This is a genomic window from Streptococcus sp. 1621, from assembly GCF_013276615.1.
In the GTDB taxonomy this organism is placed as follows: domain Bacteria; phylum Bacillota; class Bacilli; order Lactobacillales; family Streptococcaceae; genus Streptococcus.
Window position 1 is genome coordinate 1 of the sequence record NZ_VMLJ01000025.1, and the last position, 21,150, is coordinate 21,150.

Sequence of the window (21,150 nt, forward strand, 5' to 3'; positions counted from 1 at the left end):
TTTCATTGAGTATCAAAAAATCAGCTTCTTGATAACTTCGATTTTCAGGTAGGGTCAAATCTACATCCTCCTCCACATCGTCCACTGTCAATTCAACCGTTTGAGGTAAATTTTTCAAACGATAATGCTTTTGCCTTTGCCCTTCAATGCTAGCAAAATCAAGCAAATAGCCATTCACTCGGATTTGAACTAAAAGGAGATGATTGGTCATATTTTCCATGATGAGGATATCTTCTAAACCACCTCTGGCACTAGGATAATCAGATACCCTGCGAATACGGATTTTTTCACACATGAGCAAGCTCCCTCATATCAATGATTTCATCGGCCTTATTCCAGACTAGGGGATTATGAGTCGCAATGATGATCATTCGATTTTCATCTTTCAAGCCCACCAAGAGATTCATAACCTCCTCTGAATTTTCAGGATCAAGAGCTGCTGTTGGTTCATATGCCAAAATCAAGGGTGGATTTTTCAAAATAGTCTTCGCAAGGGCAACTCGTTGTGCCTCTCCCCCAGATAAAGTATAAATTTTTTGTTCCAAATCCAAATACCCTAGATTAACCTTTTCTAAAGCCTCCACTTGCCTTTCCAAACGTTCTACTTTTGAGATTTTCTGACCAACAAAGCCCAAATCCAAATTCTCTTTGATTGATTGGTTTTCTAAAAGGCCAAAATTTTGAAAGAGATAGCCCATCTGGTCTCGAAAATACTCACGAGTGGGAATGGTTTTTAAATCTTTCCCCTGATAGAGAACCCTTCCACCATCTATCTTTTCTAGCTTTCCTAAGATATTCAGCAGCGTCGTCTTTCCGCTCCCACTCTTCCCGATTAAGGCATAGACCTTGCCCTTCTCCAGCTTGAGGTTTAAACCAGAGAAAATCGCGCGGTCATTAAACTTCTTTTCCAATCCTTGAATATCAATCATCTTATTTTCCTTTCAATACTGCCATGCTACCAGCTTCTTCTTTTTTGTCCTGCCTTACTAAAATCAACAGAGCGTTAAGCGTAAACAAAGCTACAACTAGAGCGCTAATCAAGCTATCTCCTGTCAAAACACTAGATAGGATTAGCCCAAGTAAGAGAACTCCTCCTTGCGCCAGTAAATACTTGCCATGAAGCTCATAGATTGTCATACCAGAAAGACGTTTAATCATGAGCTCCCGTCTGAACTGCTCAAAATAGAGAAGACTCATGGAATCAAATAACAAGATAGCCGTAGACAGGGTCAAAATCGTCCCAATAAGGAGAGAGTAAAACTCCACCCGTTTGTCATTTAGTACCTTGGCAAAAAATAGCTGGCTTTTTACCAAGTAAGAGACCTTGTGATACAGACCTTGCTCTTTTAGAGCGGTGATGCTGTCTCCATATCGATCTAGTTTCAAGGCACTATTAGCCGTAGTTCCCCACAACATCCCTGCAACAGGTCTTGTTCCAGTCGCTTGCGGCGTTAGAACTACAATAATCGGATCTTTTAGGTACTGACGTGTTGTCTTGTACCCATCATTATAGAGGAAACGTTCCTGTCCTGTTTCTGTAAAATCTAGCCTTAGCTGTGGAAGGTAGTGTTTCCGACTCGTCACTTCTACACTTTCAGATGAAAATCTTTGCAGGTAATCTGTAAATAATCCTTGGTAGTAGGCAGACTGCTCTCGCAAGCTCTCAGGCAAGATCAGCCCAAACTCTCCCTCAGACAAGTTTTGCATCTTATCCATAAACTCTGAAGAAACGGTAATCTTTTCTTCTATCAGATAGCGCGGTGAGACATAGATAACATTCCCTGACGGTGTGTAGTCACTGAGACGATTGCCATCTAGGTCCACTTCTGCTCCATCTGAGAAATTGTCAACATTGCTCATAATATAAAAAGAGTCTGTATTGGCTAACCGTTCTTCAGTAAATGTCTGCCACTCACGATTATCCTTACGCATTCCTTCTTCATCGGCAAATGCACTAGACCAACCAAAGGATAGACGGTAACGGTCTGAGGACTGGCTCCATTTATCGCTTGCCTTCTCCATCTCCTGCATTTCACGGTAGTGAGGTAGGAGAGTAGTTGCACTCGAACCGACCACCAGCACGGCCAAGAGTTGCCCCATCATCATCAATGTCATCATACGTTTGAGAGGGAGTTTCCCTTTCAAGAGATCCACCAGACTATTTCCCTGTAAACCAAGTAGATACACGACACTTAGTAAGGTAGAAATCCCTGCCAAGGTCAAGCCATAAAGTAGAAGAGCAATGATGACAAGTTGCACCGTTGCCATAAACAAGGCACCTTGATACCAGAGAAGCCCCAATCCCACAAGACTGGATACCAGCACTGAGCAGATAAGCTGTCTCACATCTTCTAACACTGGTCTGAGAGCCACCCCAAACAAGCTCTCACCAGCGATTAAGCGAATCCCTGCTTGACGAAGGGATTTGATCCGATAAATCAGGGTCAAACTCATAAAGGTCAGCAGAAAAATAGCTAAACTCAGTAGCACCATAGGGGTGGCCGTCAATAGTAAGACTATCGAAAATGGATCTTCTCCATTCGAAACAAAGCCTTGATAACCAAGCTCTTTCAAGGTGGTCTGTAAACTCACTCCATCCAAACTTCCTGATACAATCAAGTAAGACCCTAATAAATCACTCGTTTCTGCACTATCCTTGGAGGAAATGGTCAGACCTTCTGGAAGCTCTCCCTGACCATAAGTGGCATAGGTAAAGCGTGTTTCTCCAGCTTCATTTGGCTCAACAATCCGACGAGCGATGAGACTATTGTGCTCTACCGCCAAGTGACTCAAAGCCTCTGTCACCTTTTCGTGACTAGCTACTGATTGATTTATCACCACTCCTGTCACATCAACAGAAGGATAGTTACCAAATAAAATCTCTTCTCGATGGTCAACAGAAGTTATCACCATATAAAGCGATACCAATACCATTGAAATCAAAATAAATAAGCGTTTCATCATTTCCTCCAAAAAGTTACTTGGTCACTTAGTGAGAAGGTGACCACAGTCACTGCCATGTTAAGAAGTTTATTAAATTCTTTCTACTAGCAACATCTTCAAATATATTATATCCGTTTTTTCAAGAAGTATCAAGGACGTCAATGTCCTTAAAATCTAACTATTTTATATTATTTTTAGCTTATATCTAAAAAAATAGCTCTAAAGACGAACTTTAGAACTGTTTTGATGTAAGAACAAGGACATTTTTGTCATTGCTTCACGATATTTATAAATATTCTTACCCTATTATAAAACGAAGGACACATAAAAAGGTGCCTATTTGATGTACTCTGATTGCAAAATACCACAAAGTAAATTTAACATAATCTCCAATCATTCGTATAAACAATTGTGTGAAACTAATCCGAGAAAAATCAATCACTAGTTGTCAGAGACTTTTTTAGGATTATTGTTTATTACTCGCAAATGGTAAACACGGATTATTCCTACTACTATGAGAACAACTAAATAAGACTGAGTACAGAATTATTTCTTTAAATTATTCGTTTCCTTCTTTATAAAACGGATATGTAACTATTATACCCAAAGTACTAATTATAATTTTAAAGATTGCACCTAAAATATTTAAAGTTGATAAATCAAGTATTCCGTGTATTAGGTATAGTAGACAGAAAAAGAATGGAAGGTATTTTTTTAATTTTTTCATAAACTATAGTGCTATCAAGGTCAAAGCTTTAGCTACTGTCCAAGCCATCCAATCTGGCATACCTGCACGCTTACAAGCCTGGTAGATTCCATCTTCAATCCAACCAGTAAAGTGTTCTAGTGTACTCAATATGGCATTCAATCCTATATATTGATTTATCCATCTTTTAACATTCGAAGGGAGTTTACTATAACCTTTTCGAATAGCTGTAACTGAAAAAGACCACTTTCCTCTGTCCATTTTAGCAGCTTGGATATCCTCTTGCGAAACAGTATCTTTATCAAATTCTAATATACGTCCGTTATCTACGTAGATATGTTTTCCTTCACTATTAGTTACCGTAGAACGTTTTGAAACTTGAGTTGCTTTATCCGAAACTGAATATGTAGAAGCAAAAGCAGTTGCAGATGGGAGAGCAACAGTACTTAATGTTAAAAAGCAACTTAAAACAATTGCTGTTTTTGTTAAAATCTTATTTTTCATTTTATTTTCTCCTCGAAATATACATTTTTATCATAACTATCCTAATAAACTGACACTTTGCCCTAAAGAATCTATTTTGAAACTAAGTAGACATAACTAAATTTTATTTAAACCACCAAGTAACTAGATAAAATAAACTAAAAAAGTTCATACTGTAATCTCCTTTCACATTTTAATTAATTATAAATTATTCTTAAATAAACTCAAAGGACATCAACGTCCTTAAAATAGAACTATTTTGTGTCATTTTTAGCTTATATCTAAAAAAACAGTTCTAAAGACGAACTTTAGAACTGTTTTGATGTAAGGACAAGGACATTTTTGTCATTGCTTCACGATGTTTATAAATATTTTTTTAAATCTTCTTGCCATTGTTTTTCTAACATAGTAACTAAATAAGAATTTTCTATTATATCAGCAAATAGCTTCGATTTCTGATAGAACTGTTCGGCAGATACATAATCATTTTTTATTATTAGAGATAATTTCCACTCCAACATCAATATAATTGGTTTCTTCTGGAAATCTTGTGTTTTTTCCATTATATGATTAAGGCTAAAGATATAAGATTCTAGTGAATCATAAGACGACAAATTATCCAAACAGGCTAGACCCGAAAACAAAGTGTTACTTAAAGCAAACAGATATTCTGGTGCAATCAATTCTACATGATTTGTCAAACGAACTAAAAACGAATGAATTCTGTTAATTTCTTCAATCTGATTTTGACCTTGTTTTATCTTTGTAAGCACTATAGCAAAATATAAGTTGATAACTTCTAATTCATTTATCAAAAACAATTCCTTATCATAAATTGTTTTAAAATAATCGTCCAGTACGGTTTCCCCATATTCTGGTCGTCCGCTTCGAATAACATCTATCGTTGCTCTAGTAGCTTCAAACCATATTTTTTCCTCATTAGGAAGTTGCTCATAAAATAAATCCTCTATCTCTTCCAAACACGCTTCCTTCTTATCATACTCCTCTTCTTTACCATAGATTGGTTCACGTAAAATCTGGTATTTCAATTCCAAATAAGCAGGAGGAAGAGCAGAAAAATCCGGCATAAGACTATAAGCTGGAACTCCTAGCCGGCGAGCAATATAGTCTAACTTGGGCAAACTCGGTTGCGAAGCTCCACTTTCAATTCGCGACAGTTGACGAACTGTCAGTTCTTGCTCATCTCCACAAAAATCTGGACGACTAATTCCTTTCTCTATCCGAATCTCTTTGATTTTTTGACCAATTAACATCAGACGCCTCCTCTTCTACCTGCTTCGAAAAATACTGTGAAACTTAAAAAATTGTAACGGCTACATCTTTCCTACTCATAAGATTTCATAGCTTCTTCCACTTCTGCCAAGGTGACTCCAAACAACTCTAAGCGCTTGAGGAGTTGCTTGCCGTTAGAATAGCCAATTCGGAGAGCCTCTCCTAGATATTCTCGTCGCTTACGGCTGTCTGCTCCCGCTAGAAAACCAAGGCGAATCAAGTCGCTACGACTGATGTCAAACTGGCTCTCATGTTCAAATTGTTCTGTCACCTGAGCTAGAGCTGTTTTCAGATCCTCATAGCTGGCATGCTCAATTCCCAGAGACCGCCCCTTGGTTTTGGACTTAGGAACAGCTTCATCTCGTTTGAGGAAGGCATGCTGAACTGTTGGAATGGCCGTCATAATCATACGACGAATCCGTTCCCCATTAAAATCTGGGTCTGTAAAGACAATGACTCCATGACGTTGGTGTAGGCGCTGAATCCGCTCTATGTCCTGGTCATTGATGGCAGAACCTCGAGTCTCATAGGTCTCTACATCGAAATAGCGTTTGAGATTGGCCGTATCATCACGACCTTCAACCACGATGACTTGGGAAATTTTCATTTTTTTCTTCGACGACATATTTTTTCCCACTCACTTTGAACACTACTGTCCATAAATTTTAATTGCGGGGCACTACCCTCAACTCTAGAATCCAATAAATCAAAAATATATCTAAGTTTTTGAGAAAAATTCAAAGACGTCCCTACTAAAAATTCATTCCCTAGGCTATCTCTAACCATTAGATATTTATCAAATGTTGTGTTAACGCCTTCCAGTGAATCTTCAAACGATACGACACACGGAATGTTTAAAGTCGATCCATCAATTTTTGAAATAATTTTTTCAAATATAATTTCCATCATTTTAGATTGTTGTTCTATACCAATATAATCCTGTCCGTATAATCTAAAATCATATTTTCCAGTTTCATAATTTTTACGGGAAATTTCAATTGAACTGCCATCCGCTACTCCCGTTACGTTTAAGAGTGTCCAAATATCTATTTTTTTAACAATCAAACCTGTTTTTCTATAGCATTCCGAATACATGTCAAGATTGATTTTTGTTTTATTACCTCCAACAACCCAGTCTTGTTTTCCTTCATTCGAAATAATAATCAAATATTTCTTATCTTTAGTTACATTTGGGTTACATATAATATAATCTAATGTATCTAACCAAAAAATTGCATCCGAATAATGTCTAGGTACTGATTTACCTCCTAAAAAAATTGTTCGGTTAGATTTTCCATCAATATCTTCATATCCTGGAGAAATGTTTGAATTATAACGTTCATTTATTACCTCAGTATATCTACTCAAGATATCATCAGTGTAGTCTAATCCTAGCTTTACCTCATCTAGGAATTTCTCAATTACTCTCTTTATTTCATCGACACTCGTAGTTGATAATTTCCAATCAACTTTTTTTAATAGCTTATTTTTCTCCTCTGCCAATTCATCATTTATCAACTTCAACTTTTCTTCATAATTTTTAATTTTATCTACATACTCATTTTTAAAACTTGAAATTTGTTCGTACATAGATCTCATAGCATCATCTTTTTTATATTTTTCAATTTCATTAAAAAGATTATTATTTATGGTATTTTTTATTCTAAAATCTAATAGTTGATTTGACTCTTCAATGTCCGAAATTATTTTTTTTGCTTTTTTTACTTGTTCCTTCCGCTTATTTATGGTGTTTGATTCATTTTCTAAATATTCAATTTGTGTTACATATGGAATATAAACATCATTTTTTATTATATTGAACGAATCTACTATTTTATCGCCCAAAACATAATCTTTCAGAGGGAATAGTAAGCAATTATTATCAATTACAAAAATTGATTCTTTAATCATCTCATTTGTAAAATCTTTATTATATTCTTTAATAAAATTAACCATTATATTTTCTCCTTTAATACTTAATTCCAAAAATTCGTTCTGCATTTGCAGTCGTTGCCGCCGCCAGCTCTTCTGTCGTCATGCCACGCAAATCCGCGATAAAGTCCACTACATAGCGAGTGTAGGCTGTTTTATTTTCACGACCCCGTTTAGGAACAGGAGCCAAGTAGGGAGCATCCGTTTCCACCAAAACCTTGTCCAAAGGAAGTTCTCTAGCTGCTTCTTGGATGTCAGTTGCCTTCTTAAAAGTCACCACTCCTGAGAAGGAAATAGTCATGCCAAGCTCGGCAAACTTCTCTGCCCATTCAAGCGTCCCTGAAAATGAGTGCATAATCCCACCACGAGGACCAACGCCCTCACTTTTGATAATCTCATAGGTATCTTCCAGCGCATCACGGGTATGAACTACAAAAGGCAAATCCAAGTCCTTAGATAACTGAATCTGACGGCGAAAAACCTGCTCCTGCACCTCTTTCGGTGCTGTCATCCAATGGTAGTCCAATCCAATTTCACCTAAAGCAACAACCTTGGGATGCTTGAGCTTATCAAGCAAGTAGGCTTCAATCTCCTCCGTGTAAGTCCCTGCTTCTGTAGGATGCCAACCGATAGTCGCATAGAGCTGGTCATACTCATCTACCAACTCCAAGACACGCTCAATCGTCGGTTCATCAAAACCAACAATATTCATCTGTGTCACACCCATCTCAGCAGCCAAGGTAATTTCTTCTGCCTCACGACCTGCAAATTCTTCTACATTCAAGTGTGTATGTGTATCAAAAATCATCTCTTCTAACCTCGTTTTCTATCTACTATTATAGCAAAAAAGAGGAGGGGCACCCAATTTTTCTGTTTCCCTCCTCTCTTCAATAGAGATCTATTCTGCTATCTTTTCTATCCGATATTGCCCATCTTCTATTCCACAGTTAGAGACGAAAGAGACTGGCTAGATTGATAGAACATCCCTATTCATCTAATACTCTTCGAAAATCAAATTCAAACCGTGTCAACGTCGCCTTGCCGTACTCAAGTACAGCCTACGGCTAGTTTCCTAGTTTGCTCTTTGATTTTCATTGAGTATAAAGTATGTGATTATCTTGGGTTCTCTCTTCTCTCACCCATCACTAGGATTGATGATTTCTCCAAATCCCCCTTATAATCTCACTTTAAGTAGAGAATAGAATTTTCTAGCTGTCCTATTTTCTACGTCTAGCTTTTCTTCCTAGCAAAGCAAAACCACTGGTTGCCGCCACTAGACCAAGACTAGCAAGTGCTGCACTTGATGCTGAACCTGTGTTAGGTAATTGCTTACCAGCAGGTGACTGGTAGGTGACATCTTGCATTGTTCCTGCAGTTGCTTGCGGTGCACTTGTTGCCTGAGGAGCAGCATTAGGAGCCACTGGTCTCTTAGGAACTGTAACCATGGCAATGGCTTGCACTCCAATCGTTTCTGCTTCCTTCACATCTTCCACAGTTTTCGCATTTTCAATCTCTTTGAGAGCTGCTTGTTTTTCTGCTTCCACTCTTGCTAAAAGTTCTGCTTTTTCTTTATCAGAAAGAGGTGCGCCTTTGATTTCATCCTGCTTGTCCTTAGCAGCTTTTTCAATGGCATTTTTAGCTGATTCTTTTTCAGTAGCTAATTGCTTAGAAGCTTGTGATTGAGCTGGGGTTTGTGAGCCTGTGTGAGCTTGTCCGCCTGCCTGACTACCACCGCCTGCATTTACATTAGCATCTGAGCTTCCAGTATTGCCTCCATTATCTCCACCTGGTGTAGTTTCTGGCTTATACTCTGGTGTATCTTCTTGAGTTACAGATTCACCTTTCGCAGATTGTTGAACTGTATCTTTTCCTAGAATCGTCACTACTGAACCATCTGGGAATGTGATTGTTGCTGTACCATCTCCAGCTACATTGATTGTCGCTCCGTCTAATGCTGAACCATTTGCTTGTAAAATAGCAACCTTAACTTTTTCTTTTTCTTCATCTGTTAAATGAGTTATATCTTTTACATCTACTCTTTGAGCAGGCGCTTTAACAGTTAATTTTTCAGCAGTCGGTTTAGTGCTATCTTGTGCTTTTGGATCTTGTGCTACCAATTGATTTCCTGGAATTGTAATAGCTGAACCATCTTTAAAGACGATTGTCGCTGTGCCATCTCCAGCTACTTCAACTTTAACATCACTTCCGAATCCATTTGCATCTACTACAGCTTTTTTAACAGCTTCTTTTTCTTCATCTGTTAATCTTGTAGCTTCTGCTACTTTTGTAGGGTTAGCTGGGATGATTACTTTTGTCTTCTCTGCGATTGTTGGTTGCTCTTGTGTTGAAGTTTCCTCTTTTTGAACTACTAGACTGGTTCCTGGAATTGTATTGACTGAACCATCTGAGTATGTCAATGTCGCTGTTCCGTCTTTAGATACCTTAACATCTGTAGCAGTCGGATTTGCTTGTTTCACTTTCGTAGTTACTGCAGCTTGTTCCTCAGGTGTTAAGCTATGAGCATTTCCAACTTCTGTAGTTGCTGGCACCACTGCTGGATTTTGCGCGGCTTGTGTTGAAGCTTCATTGTCAGTATCTTTGGCTACTACTAGACTGGTTCCTGGAATTGTGTTTACTGAACCATCTCCATATGTTAGCGTTGCCGTTCCATCTTTAGATACCTTAACATCTGTCGCCGCTGGATTTGCTTCTTTGACCTTAGCTGCTACAGTATCTTGCTCCGTCTGTGTCAAGTTGTGAGTATTTTCAACAGGTACAAAGTTTCCTGGAACTTGCGCTGGATTCTTCTCTGCATCTGTCTGAACTTTTGGAGTTTCTTGTTTACTTCCTTTTTCGACAAGTTTATCCCCTGTTATTGTATCTACAGATTTATCTGGATAGGTGATGACTACTGTTCCATCAGGTCTTACTTCTACCGTAGTTCCTGCTGGGAAGTTGTTCGCTTCCTCAACCGCTTTTTTAACCGTAGCTTGTTCTTCAGGTGTTAATTTCGTAGTATTTCCTACTTGTGTTTTTCCTGGGATAACCGGCTCGGTTCTTGACGCGATTGTTTCTGTCTCTTTGTTAGCTGGCGCTACCAATTTATCTTTAGAGATAGTGTCAGTTGAACCATCTTTATATGTGATAACAGCTGTTCCATCTGGTTTTACTTCTACTGTTGTTCCATCTGGGAATGTGTTAGCTCCTTCGATGTTTTGACGAACTTGTTCTCTTTCTTCATCTGAAAGTTTTGCTGGATTTCCCACTTCCACTTTGTTTTCAGGAACTTTCGGTTCGAATTTAGATGCAATAGAGCCATCTGGTTGAACTTCATTTATCTTATGAATACCAGCTTCTTTCGCCGCGTTGATTTCATCTTTAGATTGACCTTTGTTAATGTCTTCAATCGCTTTATCTTTGGCCTTATTGATTTCTTTGATAGCTTTTTGTTTCGCTTCGTCTGATAAATCTTTATTGTTCTTGATTTCGTTAATGCGTTTTTGAGCTTCTTCTAGTATTTCAGCTTTTGCTTTCGCTTTTTCTTCATCAAGGTTTGTTACATCTGGTTTCTTAACTTCTGCATCAGCTTTTGGATCATATTTTTCAATATTTTCTTTTGCTTGATCTGCAATTTGCTTAGCTGTTCCTGCTGATGATGCTTCGTCAATAGCTTTATTAGCATCTTCTTTGGCTTTATTGATTGTTTCTTCAGCTTTTTGTTTTTGCTCTTCAGTTAAATCTTTATCTTTCTTGATTTCATCAAGTTTTTTCTTAGCAGCGTCTTCTACTTGTTTTTTAGCGTCTTCTTTTGCTTTAGCAAGATCGTTGTCTTTATCAGCTGTTCCTAAGGAATCAACTACTTCAACCGGTACTTTTACAGTTACTTTAGTACCATCAGCTAGGGTTACTTCCACTTCTGCTTCTTTAGTCCCCTTTTCTGTTGTAGTTGGTTTAGAAATAACTTTCGCTGTCACTCCATCAGCTAGTGCTAATTGTTTTAGGATTTCTTCGTCAGTTAAGTCTTTACCTTTTTCTACAGTTGCTTTGCCTGATACTAAAGCAGTTTGTAAGTCTAACTCTGGTTTGAAGATACTTGTAGATTGCCCTTTAGCAGTTTGTACTACAACATCTTCTTTTGGTAGATTTCCTTTTGGAGTTGTTACACTGCCATCAGGATTTACTGTAACATCACCTTTGTTTAAGCCTGGATTTGCAGCTGCGACAGCATCCTTAATGTCCTCTTTTTCTTTTTCTGTTAAAGCATTAGGATTTCCAACTACAACTGGTGTTGTTGGTTTGTTCAGGGCTGGAGTTACTACATCTTTTGCAAGTAATTTATCACCATTCTTAGTTGTTACATTACCTTTGTCATCGACTGTAATATCATCTTTGTTTAGACCAGGATTTGCGTTGGCTACAGCTTCTTTCACTTTTTCCTTTTCATCATTTGTTAAACGATTTGGATCAGCTACTACGACTGGTGTCGCTGGTTTGTTTAATGCTTGAACAACAACTTTTTCTGCTTCCAAGTAACCTTTAGGAGAAGCTACATCTCCCTTATCACTCACATAGACTTCAGATTCTTCTAGTTGAGGGTTAGTCGCCACAATCGCTTTTTTAACAGCTTCTTTCTCTTCATCTGTTAAATGATTGACATCTGTAACTTTAACCTTTTCTTTTGGTGGAGTTAACTTTCTCTTAGCTGTTTCTGTAATATCTTGTGGAGTATGAACAGCAGCAATTTCCTGTCTACCTTTTTCTGTTGCTGTTGCTATAGCTTCTGGTGAAGTTGCATTGTTGATGTTTTCTTCGTGTTTTGCTTTCAGTTCATCAACTTGTTTCTTCAATGCTTCTTTTTCTTTTTTAGATAATGCATTGTCTTCATCAATTTCAGCTTTTTCAGCATCTGCTGCTTTTGTTAGGTCAGCTTTTGCTTTTTCCTGATCAGTTGCTTTTCTTACAGGTACTTCGATTTCGTCTTTTGATCCATCTGGATATGTAACTTCTACTACAACTACTTTCTTACCTTCATTTGCACCTGTTCCATTCACAATTTTTCCGTCATTTTTGACTTGTTTATCTTTTGGTTGTGGTTGGTCTTTCGGTACTTCTACTGCTTCTGTAATTTCTTTTTTATCTGCTTCTGCTACTTTAGGAGCATTAGCTGGGTCTACACTTACGGGAACTCCTCCTGCTGCAGTTACTGAATCTTTTACATTTGGAGTTGCTTGCTCAGCATTAGTTTTATGAACAGCATCAATTGCTTTCTTACCTGCTTCTGTTGCTTTCGCTACTTCATCAGTTGTTCCAGCTTTATCGATGTTAGACTCTGCAGCTTTCTTAGCTTCATCGACTTTTGCTTTTTCAGCTTTCTTCTGATCTTCTGTTAAGGTCTTGTCTGATTCGATTTCTGCTTTTTCTTTGTTAGCTGCTTCTGTTAAGTCAGATTTCGCTTGCTCTTTGGCTTTGTCTAACTCTGTTTGGTGAACTTCAGCAATTGCTTTCTTACCGTCTTCTGTTGCTTTTGTTACATCTTCTGGCGTTGTCGCTTTATCGATATTTTTTTCTTGTTCTTCCTTAACTTTATCAACTTTGTCTTTTTCAGTTTTCTTTTGATCTTCTGTTAAGTTTTTGTCTGCTTCAATTTCTGCTTTTTCTTTGTTAGCTGCTTCTGTTAAGTCAGATTTCGCTTTTTCTTTAGCTTTGTCTAATGCTTTTTCTGCTTCAGTTTTCACTTCTACAGTCTTAGATGCAGGCAGTTCATTTTGTGATTTGTCAGAGTACGTTACAGTTACTTTCCCTGTATTGTCTACTGAAATTTGAGCATCTGTTAAGTTTGTGTTTGCTTTCTTAACTGCTGCTTTAACTGCTGCTTTTTCATCTTCTGATAAATTAGACACATCATTAACTTTAACTTTTTCTGGATCATTTAGTGGAGATTTTGCAGCATCAGTTCCTTCTACTGGTACGTCAACTGTTTTTTCTACACCGTTGCGTGTTACTGTTACTGGTACGACTTTCTTACCATCTTTTTCAGCAATAGTTCCGTATTTTACTGTATCAGTAGCTTTAAGTGCTTCTCCGTTCGCTGTTACTTTTTCTTTTACTTTCGCTTCATCTTCTGCTGTTAAGCTTTCTCCTGCTACTGGTACTTTTGAAATTTTAGCTGGTTTTGTTTCGTCTTTTACAGCTAATGTTAATTCTTCCGCTTTCTTAGTTACTTCTACATTGATTGTTTTTGATACACCATCACGTGTTACTATTACTGATACAACTTTCTTACCATTTTTATCTGCAATAGCTCCGTACGTTACTGTATCAGTAGCTTTAAGTGCTTCTCCGTTCGCTGTTACTTTAGCTTTTACTGCATCTTTATCGGCTTGTTCTGTTAAGCTTTCTCCTACTTTAGGTACAACAGAGATTTTCGCTGCTCCATCTTTCACAGCCAGCGTGAAGTCTGCTGCTTGTCCTGCCAATTCAGCTCGTGCTTTCTGTAATTTATCTAACGCAGCATCAATACTTTCTTGTGATGCCCCATCATCAGCTAACACTGTTTTTGCTTCATTCAGAGCTTTGTCATACTCATCTTGTTTTGCCTTTGTATCTTTAAGATAAGCTGTTGACTTGTGAACTTCAGCCTCTTTATTTACTTCTGCTTGTAAAGCTGCTTTTGAAACTGGTTTAGCGACTTCTTCACCTGTTAGATTTTTAATAGCTTCTTTCAATTTATCAATTAAGCTATCTACTTCTGAAGCGTCAGCCTCTTTTCCTGTTTCTTTATTTGCTACAGCATCAGCATTAGTCAATGCAGTATCAAATGATGTCTTTGTTCCTGATGTAGCGTTTGTATATTTATCAGTATTCTTCACATCATTAGCTTTCGTTACTAATTGTTGCAGAGAATCCATCTTAGCATCTAAACCTTGAGCTTTTGTTACAACATCCTCAATCTCTTCTTTATCAGTAGCATCTTTAACTTGTTCAATTAAGTCTGCTTTTTGCGCGTTATTCAAGTGAGGTAGGTTTGTTATTGTTTCTATCGCTTTATTACGAGTTGCTTTTGCCTCTGCATCTTTAATAATATTATCTAATTGATTTTTTGATGTTGCAGCTTCAATTTGTTTTTTATATTCCGTCTTATCTGCTTCTGATAATCCAGGAATTTGGTCTATTTTTTTCTTATACTCATCTTTTAAAGCATCTGCTTTTTGTTTTTCTTTCTCTTTGTCTTTAGAAGCTTTTTGATTTTTAGCATTTTCGACAATCTTTTCTACTGCATCTGTTGAACCTGCGGCTTGGATTTGTTCCTTATAGTTATCTGCTGTTGGATTTGTTAAATCATCTTTGATTTTTTCTATTTCAGCTTTGGCTTGTTTCTTAGCTTCTTCTAAGTTTTTAGCGTTAGCATTTGTTAAAATGTTATCAAGTAAAGTTTTAGTATTATCTAATGCTTTAGTTCCTGTTCCATCTCCATCTGCTGGATCTGTAATAGCTTGATTGTTAACTCGATTTATAAAACCATCTTTTTCTTCTTTTGTTAGATATTTCAGTTTGTTAATGGCATCTTTTATTTCACGTTTTTTAGCTTCTAAAGCTTTTTCATTACTTGAATTTTTTGCAATAGCATTATTCACAACAGTATTTAACTCATCTTGTGTAGTTTTCGATGCTAATTCAGTTTTGAAGTTTTGTTTTTCTTTTGGTGATAAGTAAGTCAGATTTTCAATTGCCTTTTCAGCATCTTGTCTAGCCTCATCAATATTAAATGTTTTTTTAGGTTTTTGTTTAAATAAATGGGCTTTCGGAATAATCGCCCCTGTAGGCCCTGACCCACTATAGATATAGCCTAACCCAGTTTGCTTATCTATTTCTAATCTCTTATTTACAAATGCTGGAGAAGTTTTCAAAGGTTCTCCTACTGCTTTAATAACATCCTCATCAAACTCATTTTTTTCTACCATCATATTATTGACTGTATAGAATTTTAATTTTGCACTTTCAACATCTGTATTTTTAAGATTATTAATATCATCTACTTCAAACGGATTTGTTAAATATTTATAATCACCAAACTGACTTTGAGTTGTTTCATTATTATCAATTTGTGGTTTTTCATAGACAAGTGATGTTCCAGGAATAGTATCTTTTGAACCGTCTAGGTAGGTAATCGTTGCTGTACCGTCATTTCCAATTACAATACTATTTTCTCCATCTTTAAGATTATCTTTAAACTTATTATTAGAAGTCACTGGGATAGCTGAACTAATATTATCTTCGTTTGCTTTTAAGATTTTACTTTTAATATCAGCTTTTTCAGTTTCTGTTAATTCTTGAGCATTTACTACACCTGTACGTTGCGGCACTTTAACTTCGAATAATTCACTATCCTGATATAAAACCGGAACTTCTACTGTTAGAGTTTTGAAGTGAGTTACCAACGATCCTCCATGACCAACTTTAACCCCAGCACCAAATTCTAATACTAGTTTTCCATTCTTCAATGTAGGATCTACCACTTTATAAGTTGCTTTAATAGTAGCAGTTGGATCAGCTGCTTTTTGCCAGTCAGAATACATAGACTTGGTATTGTCTCTGAAGGATTGATAAATCCCTTGTTCACTCGGACTTCCCTCTATATTGTCTCCGATACGACGCCAAAACATAGTATTAAGGTCACCGCGATAAGTGCGCCCATCCTCACCGGTCGCATCATTATATCGTTCCCATTTTGTAGGATCCCCAACACCAAGTTTGTCTGCCATTTCCTTATTTTGATAACGTGATCCGACACTATTCGAAAAAGAAACCCATCCTTGTTCGCCTGACCAACTTGTAATTGTTCTTCCTGTCTTATCTGTATTTAGATTATATAAAGTGATTGTTTTAGGTTCTGAAACTCCCACCGGGGTGGTAAACCAAAAGTCTGGACGTCCACCTCCGTAGTTATTCAAAGCTGCAGTTCCATAACCACCATTATATTTATAGGTAACTGTTACGTAAGGGTTTGTTTTAGAATACTCTGACCAGTCTATTTCAATTCCAATTTCTTGGTCTACATTTACTTTATCATAAACCCCACTTCCGCCAGCTTCAAAAGGATTATCCCCTTGATTGGCATACAAAGTAGTAACATTTCCTCCTTTTTGATCTCTGAAAGTTGATATAGTAGCTTCTACAGGTTGTACCGTCCCAGCTACCCCAACTAAAGATGCCCCTATCAAACACGACGCCGCTCCAAAGCTAAACTTTCTAATCGAAAATTTTTCCACACGCTGCCACATCTGCTTGGAGCGTTTCTGCGTTCTCTTATACTTCATTCTTTGATCTCCATTTTTTATTTTTATTTCTTCTTATTCAAAAAGCCAATACACTATAATACAACTTTATTATAATATATCTACTTTAGGCAATAAGAATATACGTACATTATAGCATAAAATCCCCCCCCCGTCCACTTTTAGCCTCATTTTTACTTTAATTAAAATATATAGAAATTTACCCTATTTGGTATCGTTTTGTCACTAATCTCTTATACAGATTTATAAATTTTAATCGATTCTCATTCAAAAACATAAAACAAGTCATTCTAGGTATCTGAAGCCCTAGCCCCCTCCACTTACTTCATCACAAAAATAAAGAAAAGACCCTACCAGAACCAAAAAGCGTCTGGTAAGGTCTTTTTCTAAATCCAGTCACTAGGCTTAACTAAAAAGCATGACTAGGAATATCATTGAATGTGGTTAGCTAAATCTTCCTGAGCTTTTTTATTTGACTCAGCTTTTTCTTTTAGCCATTTGTCATAGAGTTCCTGGTACTGTTTCGCAGTTACCGGCTCTTTTTGTAGTTCAACATATTTGTAGTTATCAGCATCTCCCTTATGACCAACGAAAGAGAAAGCTCCTGTAAACGGTACAGTCTTACGGAAGATTGGGTTGGCTCCGCCACTTTGAACTGGTAGGAAGAGGGCGCTGTCAGTCAACCAAGCTTGGACTTCAGCAAATTTTTCATAACGAGCCTGAGTATTTTCAACTTCGCTATCTGCTTCATCTAGTAACTTTTTGTAAGCAGAAAGTCCAATTTTTTCTTTTACTTCATTATCTTTTCCAGCAGTCAAACCAATATTGTTAAGCTGAGAACCTGACTCTGGATCCAAGAGATCAAGATAAGTTTTCGGATCTGAGTAATCTCCGCTCCAACCTGAAATATCAATGTCATAGTCCTTTTGTTCAGCTGTATCTGCAAAGAATGTAGCTTGATCCTTCTCGTCTGGAGAAAGTTGAATCACGTCAATCACAACGTTGTCCGCCCCAAGGGTTTCTTCCACTGTCTGCTTAAAGGAACTTGCTTGTTGCACATCTAACTTGGCCGTCTGGTCAACCGGCATATCCAAATGAATTGGGAAGGTCACGCCTTCTGCTTGCAAGGTTTCTTTAGCTTTAGCAAATGCTGCCTTGGCTTTTTCAGCATTCAAAAAGGCAGGTTGCGCATCATTCAAATTGATATTCGACCACTCTGTACCATAGTTAATAATCTTTTCATTGACAACATCTCCAAAGTTTTTACCACCGATTTGGACAAAGTCACTTGGGATAAGCGTGTTACGCAAGATACGGTCTGCTCCATCTTCACCATTTGTCTGCGCTGCATAAGCATGACGGTCAAAGGCAAAGTTGACAGCCTGACGGAAATCCTTATTTTGCATGGCCGCAAGTGAATCTGTCTTTTCCTTATCAGACTGTTTCATGGTCTGCTTGTAGCTTTGACGATTAACGTTGAAAAGATAATAGAAGGTAATTGAGTTTTGTGGTGTGTAGGTGATTTTGTCCTCATTCCCTTTTTTCAACTGATTAAACACTGAACTTGTCGGGAAGATACGACCGTCCGAGTAGTTCCCTTCCAAAAATCCTCTCGCTAAACTATCTTGATCAGAACCGTCAAAGAAAGAGAGCTTCACTTTCTCAATTTTCACATTATCCTTATCCCAGTAATTAGGGTTTTTATCAAATTCAATCAAAGATTTTGATGAGAAAGATTTAAACAAATAAGGACCATTTGACAAGATACTGGATGGTGTTACACTTCCAAAGTCATCTCCCTTAGATTTCAAAAAAGCTTCATTTACAGGACTCAAAATGCCCCCAGTAGTTTTAGAATTCCAGTAAGATTCAGGCTTATTCAAAGTATATTGAAGAGTATAGTCATCCACTGCCTTAACTCCAACAGTTTCAAAGTCAGATGTTTCCCCCTCAACGTAGTCTGCGAGGCCCTTGATAGAGTCTTGAACCAAGTACAAGTTTTCAGCCTTTTTATCAGCTGCATACTTGAGACCTGTCACAAAGTCATGAGCCGTTACATCCGCATACTCTTCGCCCTCTGAAGTGTACCATTTCGCCCCCTGACGGATCTTATAAGTGTAGGTCAAACCATCTTTTGACACCGTCCATGACTCAGCCATAGATGGAATGAGATTACCGTACTTATCATTTTCTAACAAGCCATCAATCAGGTTAGTCGTGATACTAGAAGTAGAACCACGCGTTGACGTAATGTAGTCCAAGGTATCAGGATTACTAGTAAATACATAAGAGTAGGTTTTCTCAGCATTACTTGATTGGGAAGACCCACATGCCGCTAGAGCTAGACCTGCTGTCAAAGCCATAGCTCCAAAAAGCATAACTTTTGATTTCTTCATGATTATTCTCCATTTTTTACAGTATGTGAAATATTATACACCATTTGAGCAAAAATATAAAGTCTTTTGAACTTTTTTACAAAAATAAAAATCAGTAGACTCGAGTTCCTACTGATTTTTGTTATGGTTCGTTTGGATTATGCAGCCAAAACTTTGCGTCCTTTACGACGACGAGCTGCCAATACGCGACGACCGTTTTTAGTTGACATACGGTTACGGAATCCGTGTTTGCGCGCACGACGAAGTTTACTTGGTTGATAAGTACGTTTCACGATGAATACCTCCTCATAGATTTTGTATTCGTTTAGCCGGCTATAAAGTGATCAGTTACTAAACATACTTTACTATTCTATCTGATTCTTTCACTTTTGTCAATAGCTCAAGGCAAATGTTTACTGCTTTTTCGAATGTAAGCCCTATCTACGATACTGTTTCAAGAAACGAGTCATCTTTTCTTGGATTTGGGCTAGTTCATCAACACGAGGAAGGTAAACGATACGGAAGTGGTCTGGTTCTTTCCAGTTAAAGCCGCGACCATGAACTAAGAGAACCTTTTCCTGCTTCAAGAAATCAAGGACAAACTGTTCATCATCATCGATACAGTACATATTGCGGTCGATTTTAGGGAAGATATAGAGCCCCGCCTTGGGTTTAACTGCAGAGAGACCTGGAATCTCTTGAATGGCATTATAAATGAAATTTCTTTGCTCATATATTCGTCCACCTGGAAGAAGCAATTCATCGACTGATTGGTGGCCACCCAAGGAAGTTTGGACGACTTGTTGGGCCAAAACGTTAGAGCAAAGACGCATATTGGACAGCATATTGAGCCCTTCGATATAGCCCTTGACATGGTGCTTAGGACCAGACAAGACCATCCAACCCACACGGAAACCAGCAATACGGTGGGATTTTGATAGACCATTCATGCTGACACAGAAAACATCTGGTGCCAGGCTCGCCACAGGCGTATGCACATGTCCATCCATTACCATGCGGTCATAAATTTCATCCGCAAAGATAATCAAATCGTTTTGACGGGCAATTTCAATGATTTCCAATAAGAGTTCCTTAGGATAAAGGGCTCCAGTTGGGTTGTTTGGATTGATAAGGACGATTGCCTTGGTATTGGAAGTGATTTTTGACTTGATATCGTCAATATCTGGATACCATTCTGCAGCTTCATCACAGATATAGTGAACGGCATTTCCTCCAGCTAGGCTGACAGCGGCCGTCCAGAGAGGATAGTCTGGCATTGGTACCAAGACCTCGTCTCCATTGTCCAAAAGCCCCTGCATGGACATGACAATCAGCTCACTGACACCATTTCCAAGGTAAATATCATCAATATCTACATTTGGGAATTTCTTCAATTGGCAATACTGCATGATGGCCTTACGGGCTGAGAAAATCCCTTTTGAGTCAGAATACCCTTCACTATCACGCGCATTCATAATCAAGTCATGAATGACCTCATCTGGCGCTGTAAAGCCAAATTCTGCTGGATTTCCTGTATTCAAACGTAAAATCTTTTCTCCGTTTGCTCGCATCCGCATGGCTTCTTCCAAAACAGGACCACGGATATCATAAGCAACATGTTCTAACTTACTAGATTTATTATATTCTTTCATCTTGTTTCCTCAATTCATCGAGATAGTAACATTATACCACTAGAAAGACAATGCGACAAGTTTGCTGAAATGTGTTACTAGGTGCGGATAGAAGAAAAACCTCACTAAAAGCGAGGTCAAGACAGGGGAGATAGCAGGTATTTTGCGAAAGACATATCACATACCAAAAGATAAACCTAGAAAAAGCAAACCTAAAAAGGAGTCATAAAGAAGATTGAACATGAGGAAGAGCCCCCATATCATCAAGTAACCCCAACGCCCACTTCGTTTTGCAACTAGGAATAAAATCAGATGGTAGAGTAGGTGAAAGACTAAAAAGCCGATAAAACCTGGATAAAGAAGCGGTACCAGACTCTCTAATTGCCAGATCATGATAACTTCTAGCAAGACTGAAACTAGGATGATTCCATAATAAAGGAAATTTGATTTTTTTGCTTCTTGAAAAGAGTTTTTCATCATTCTCCCTCCCT

At 37.8% G+C, this 21,150-nt stretch carries 13 protein-coding genes and 1 pseudogene; all 14 read right to left on the minus strand.

Features of this window, described 5'->3' with window-relative positions; translation table 11 throughout:
- Nucleotides 1-295, minus strand: a 295-nt coding sequence (locus tag HT697_RS05675) for a hypothetical protein (protein WP_173262506.1), incomplete at its 3' end; no start/stop codon positions are given.
- A complete protein-coding gene (locus HT697_RS05680) occupies nt 288-929 on the minus strand; it encodes an ABC transporter ATP-binding protein (RefSeq protein WP_173253232.1) in 642 nt (213 codons plus the stop codon). The genes HT697_RS05680 and HT697_RS05675, both read right to left, overlap by 8 nt.
- Nucleotide 930: 1 nt before the next feature.
- Nucleotides 931-2,961: a bacteriocin-associated integral membrane family protein gene (locus HT697_RS05685; RefSeq protein WP_173253233.1), complete on the minus strand. Its 2,031-nt coding sequence runs from the start codon at nt 2,959-2,961 to the stop codon at nt 931-933.
- 712 nt (nt 2,962-3,673) lie between these two features.
- On the minus strand, nt 3,674-4,153 hold the full coding sequence (locus tag HT697_RS05690) for a hypothetical protein (RefSeq protein ID WP_173212222.1): 480 nt from the start codon (nt 4,151-4,153) through the stop codon (nt 3,674-3,676).
- Between the two features lie 341 nt (nt 4,154-4,494).
- Nucleotides 4,495-5,406 (minus strand): XRE family transcriptional regulator, encoded by a 912-nt coding sequence (locus HT697_RS05695; protein ID WP_173262509.1) that lies wholly within the window; start codon nt 5,404-5,406, stop codon nt 4,495-4,497.
- A gap of 71 nt (nt 5,407-5,477) precedes the next feature.
- Nucleotides 5,478-6,050, minus strand: a complete 573-nt coding sequence (rnmV, locus tag HT697_RS05700) for a ribonuclease M5 (protein ID WP_173212226.1) — start codon at nt 6,048-6,050, stop codon at nt 5,478-5,480.
- Nucleotides 6,029-7,381 (minus strand): PIN-like domain-containing protein, encoded by a 1,353-nt coding sequence (locus HT697_RS05705; protein ID WP_173212228.1) that lies wholly within the window; start codon nt 7,379-7,381, stop codon nt 6,029-6,031. The genes rnmV and HT697_RS05705 overlap by 22 nt, the downstream gene beginning before the upstream one ends.
- Before the next feature lie 13 nt (nt 7,382-7,394).
- Nucleotides 7,395-8,165 (minus strand): TatD family hydrolase, encoded by a 771-nt coding sequence (locus tag HT697_RS05710; protein ID WP_173262512.1) that lies wholly within the window; start codon nt 8,163-8,165, stop codon nt 7,395-7,397.
- Nucleotides 8,166-8,574: 409 nt separating this feature from the next.
- Nucleotides 8,575-9,744, minus strand: coding sequence for a DUF1542 domain-containing protein (locus tag HT697_RS10335; RefSeq protein WP_345890470.1), 1,170 nt, complete (start codon nt 9,742-9,744; stop codon nt 8,575-8,577).
- Nucleotides 9,727-16,674: pseudogene (locus HT697_RS10135) on the minus strand (DUF1542 domain-containing protein); the annotation flags it as partial. The gene HT697_RS10335 and the pseudogene HT697_RS10135, both read right to left, overlap by 18 nt.
- A 410-nt stretch (nt 16,675-17,084) precedes the next feature.
- The gene (locus tag HT697_RS05755) at nt 17,085-19,049 is read right to left on the minus strand and encodes a peptide ABC transporter substrate-binding protein (protein ID WP_173262515.1); all 1,965 of its coding nucleotides are present in this window, start codon (nt 19,047-19,049) and stop codon (nt 17,085-17,087) included.
- Nucleotides 19,050-19,186: 137 nt separating this feature from the next.
- The gene (rpmH, locus tag HT697_RS05760) at nt 19,187-19,321 is read right to left on the minus strand and encodes a 50S ribosomal protein L34 (RefSeq protein ID WP_000831905.1); all 135 of its coding nucleotides are present in this window, start codon (nt 19,319-19,321) and stop codon (nt 19,187-19,189) included.
- 144 nt (nt 19,322-19,465) lie between these two features.
- Entirely contained in the window at nt 19,466-20,680 is a 1,215-nt protein-coding gene (locus tag HT697_RS05765; protein ID WP_173219410.1) for a pyridoxal phosphate-dependent aminotransferase, read from the minus strand.
- Nucleotides 20,681-20,836: 156 nt separating this feature from the next.
- Entirely contained in the window at nt 20,837-21,139 is a 303-nt protein-coding gene (locus HT697_RS05770) for a hypothetical protein (RefSeq protein WP_173219408.1), read from the minus strand.
- Between the last annotated feature and the right edge of the window lie 11 nt (nt 21,140-21,150).

Excerpts from the sequence above, each read along its gene's own strand:
- HT697_RS05680 (WP_173253232.1), bottom strand. The coding sequence starts at position 929 with ATGATTGATATTCAAGGATTGGAAAAGAAGTTTAATGACCGCGCGATT.
- HT697_RS05685 (WP_173253233.1), bottom strand. The coding sequence starts at position 2,961 with ATGAAACGCTTATTTATTTTGATTTCAATGGTATTGGTATCGCTTTAT.
- HT697_RS05690 (WP_173212222.1), bottom strand. The coding sequence starts at position 4,153 with ATGAAAAATAAGATTTTAACAAAAACAGCAATTGTTTTAAGTTGCTTT.
- HT697_RS05695 (WP_173262509.1), bottom strand. The coding sequence starts at position 5,406 with ATGTTAATTGGTCAAAAAATCAAAGAGATTCGGATAGAGAAAGGAATT.
- rnmV (WP_173212226.1), bottom strand. The coding sequence starts at position 6,050 with ATGTCGTCGAAGAAAAAAATGAAAATTTCCCAAGTCATCGTGGTTGAA.
- HT697_RS05705 (WP_173212228.1), bottom strand. The coding sequence starts at position 7,381 with ATGGTTAATTTTATTAAAGAATATAATAAAGATTTTACAAATGAGATG.
- HT697_RS05710 (WP_173262512.1), bottom strand. The coding sequence starts at position 8,165 with ATGATTTTTGATACACATACACACTTGAATGTAGAAGAATTTGCAGGT.
- HT697_RS05755 (WP_173262515.1), bottom strand. The coding sequence starts at position 19,049 with ATGAAGAAATCAAAAGTTATGCTTTTTGGAGCTATGGCTTTGACAGCA.
- HT697_RS05765 (WP_173219410.1), bottom strand. The coding sequence starts at position 20,680 with ATGAAAGAATATAATAAATCTAGTAAGTTAGAACATGTTGCTTATGAT.
- HT697_RS05770 (WP_173219408.1), bottom strand. The coding sequence starts at position 21,139 with ATGATGAAAAACTCTTTTCAAGAAGCAAAAAAATCAAATTTCCTTTAT.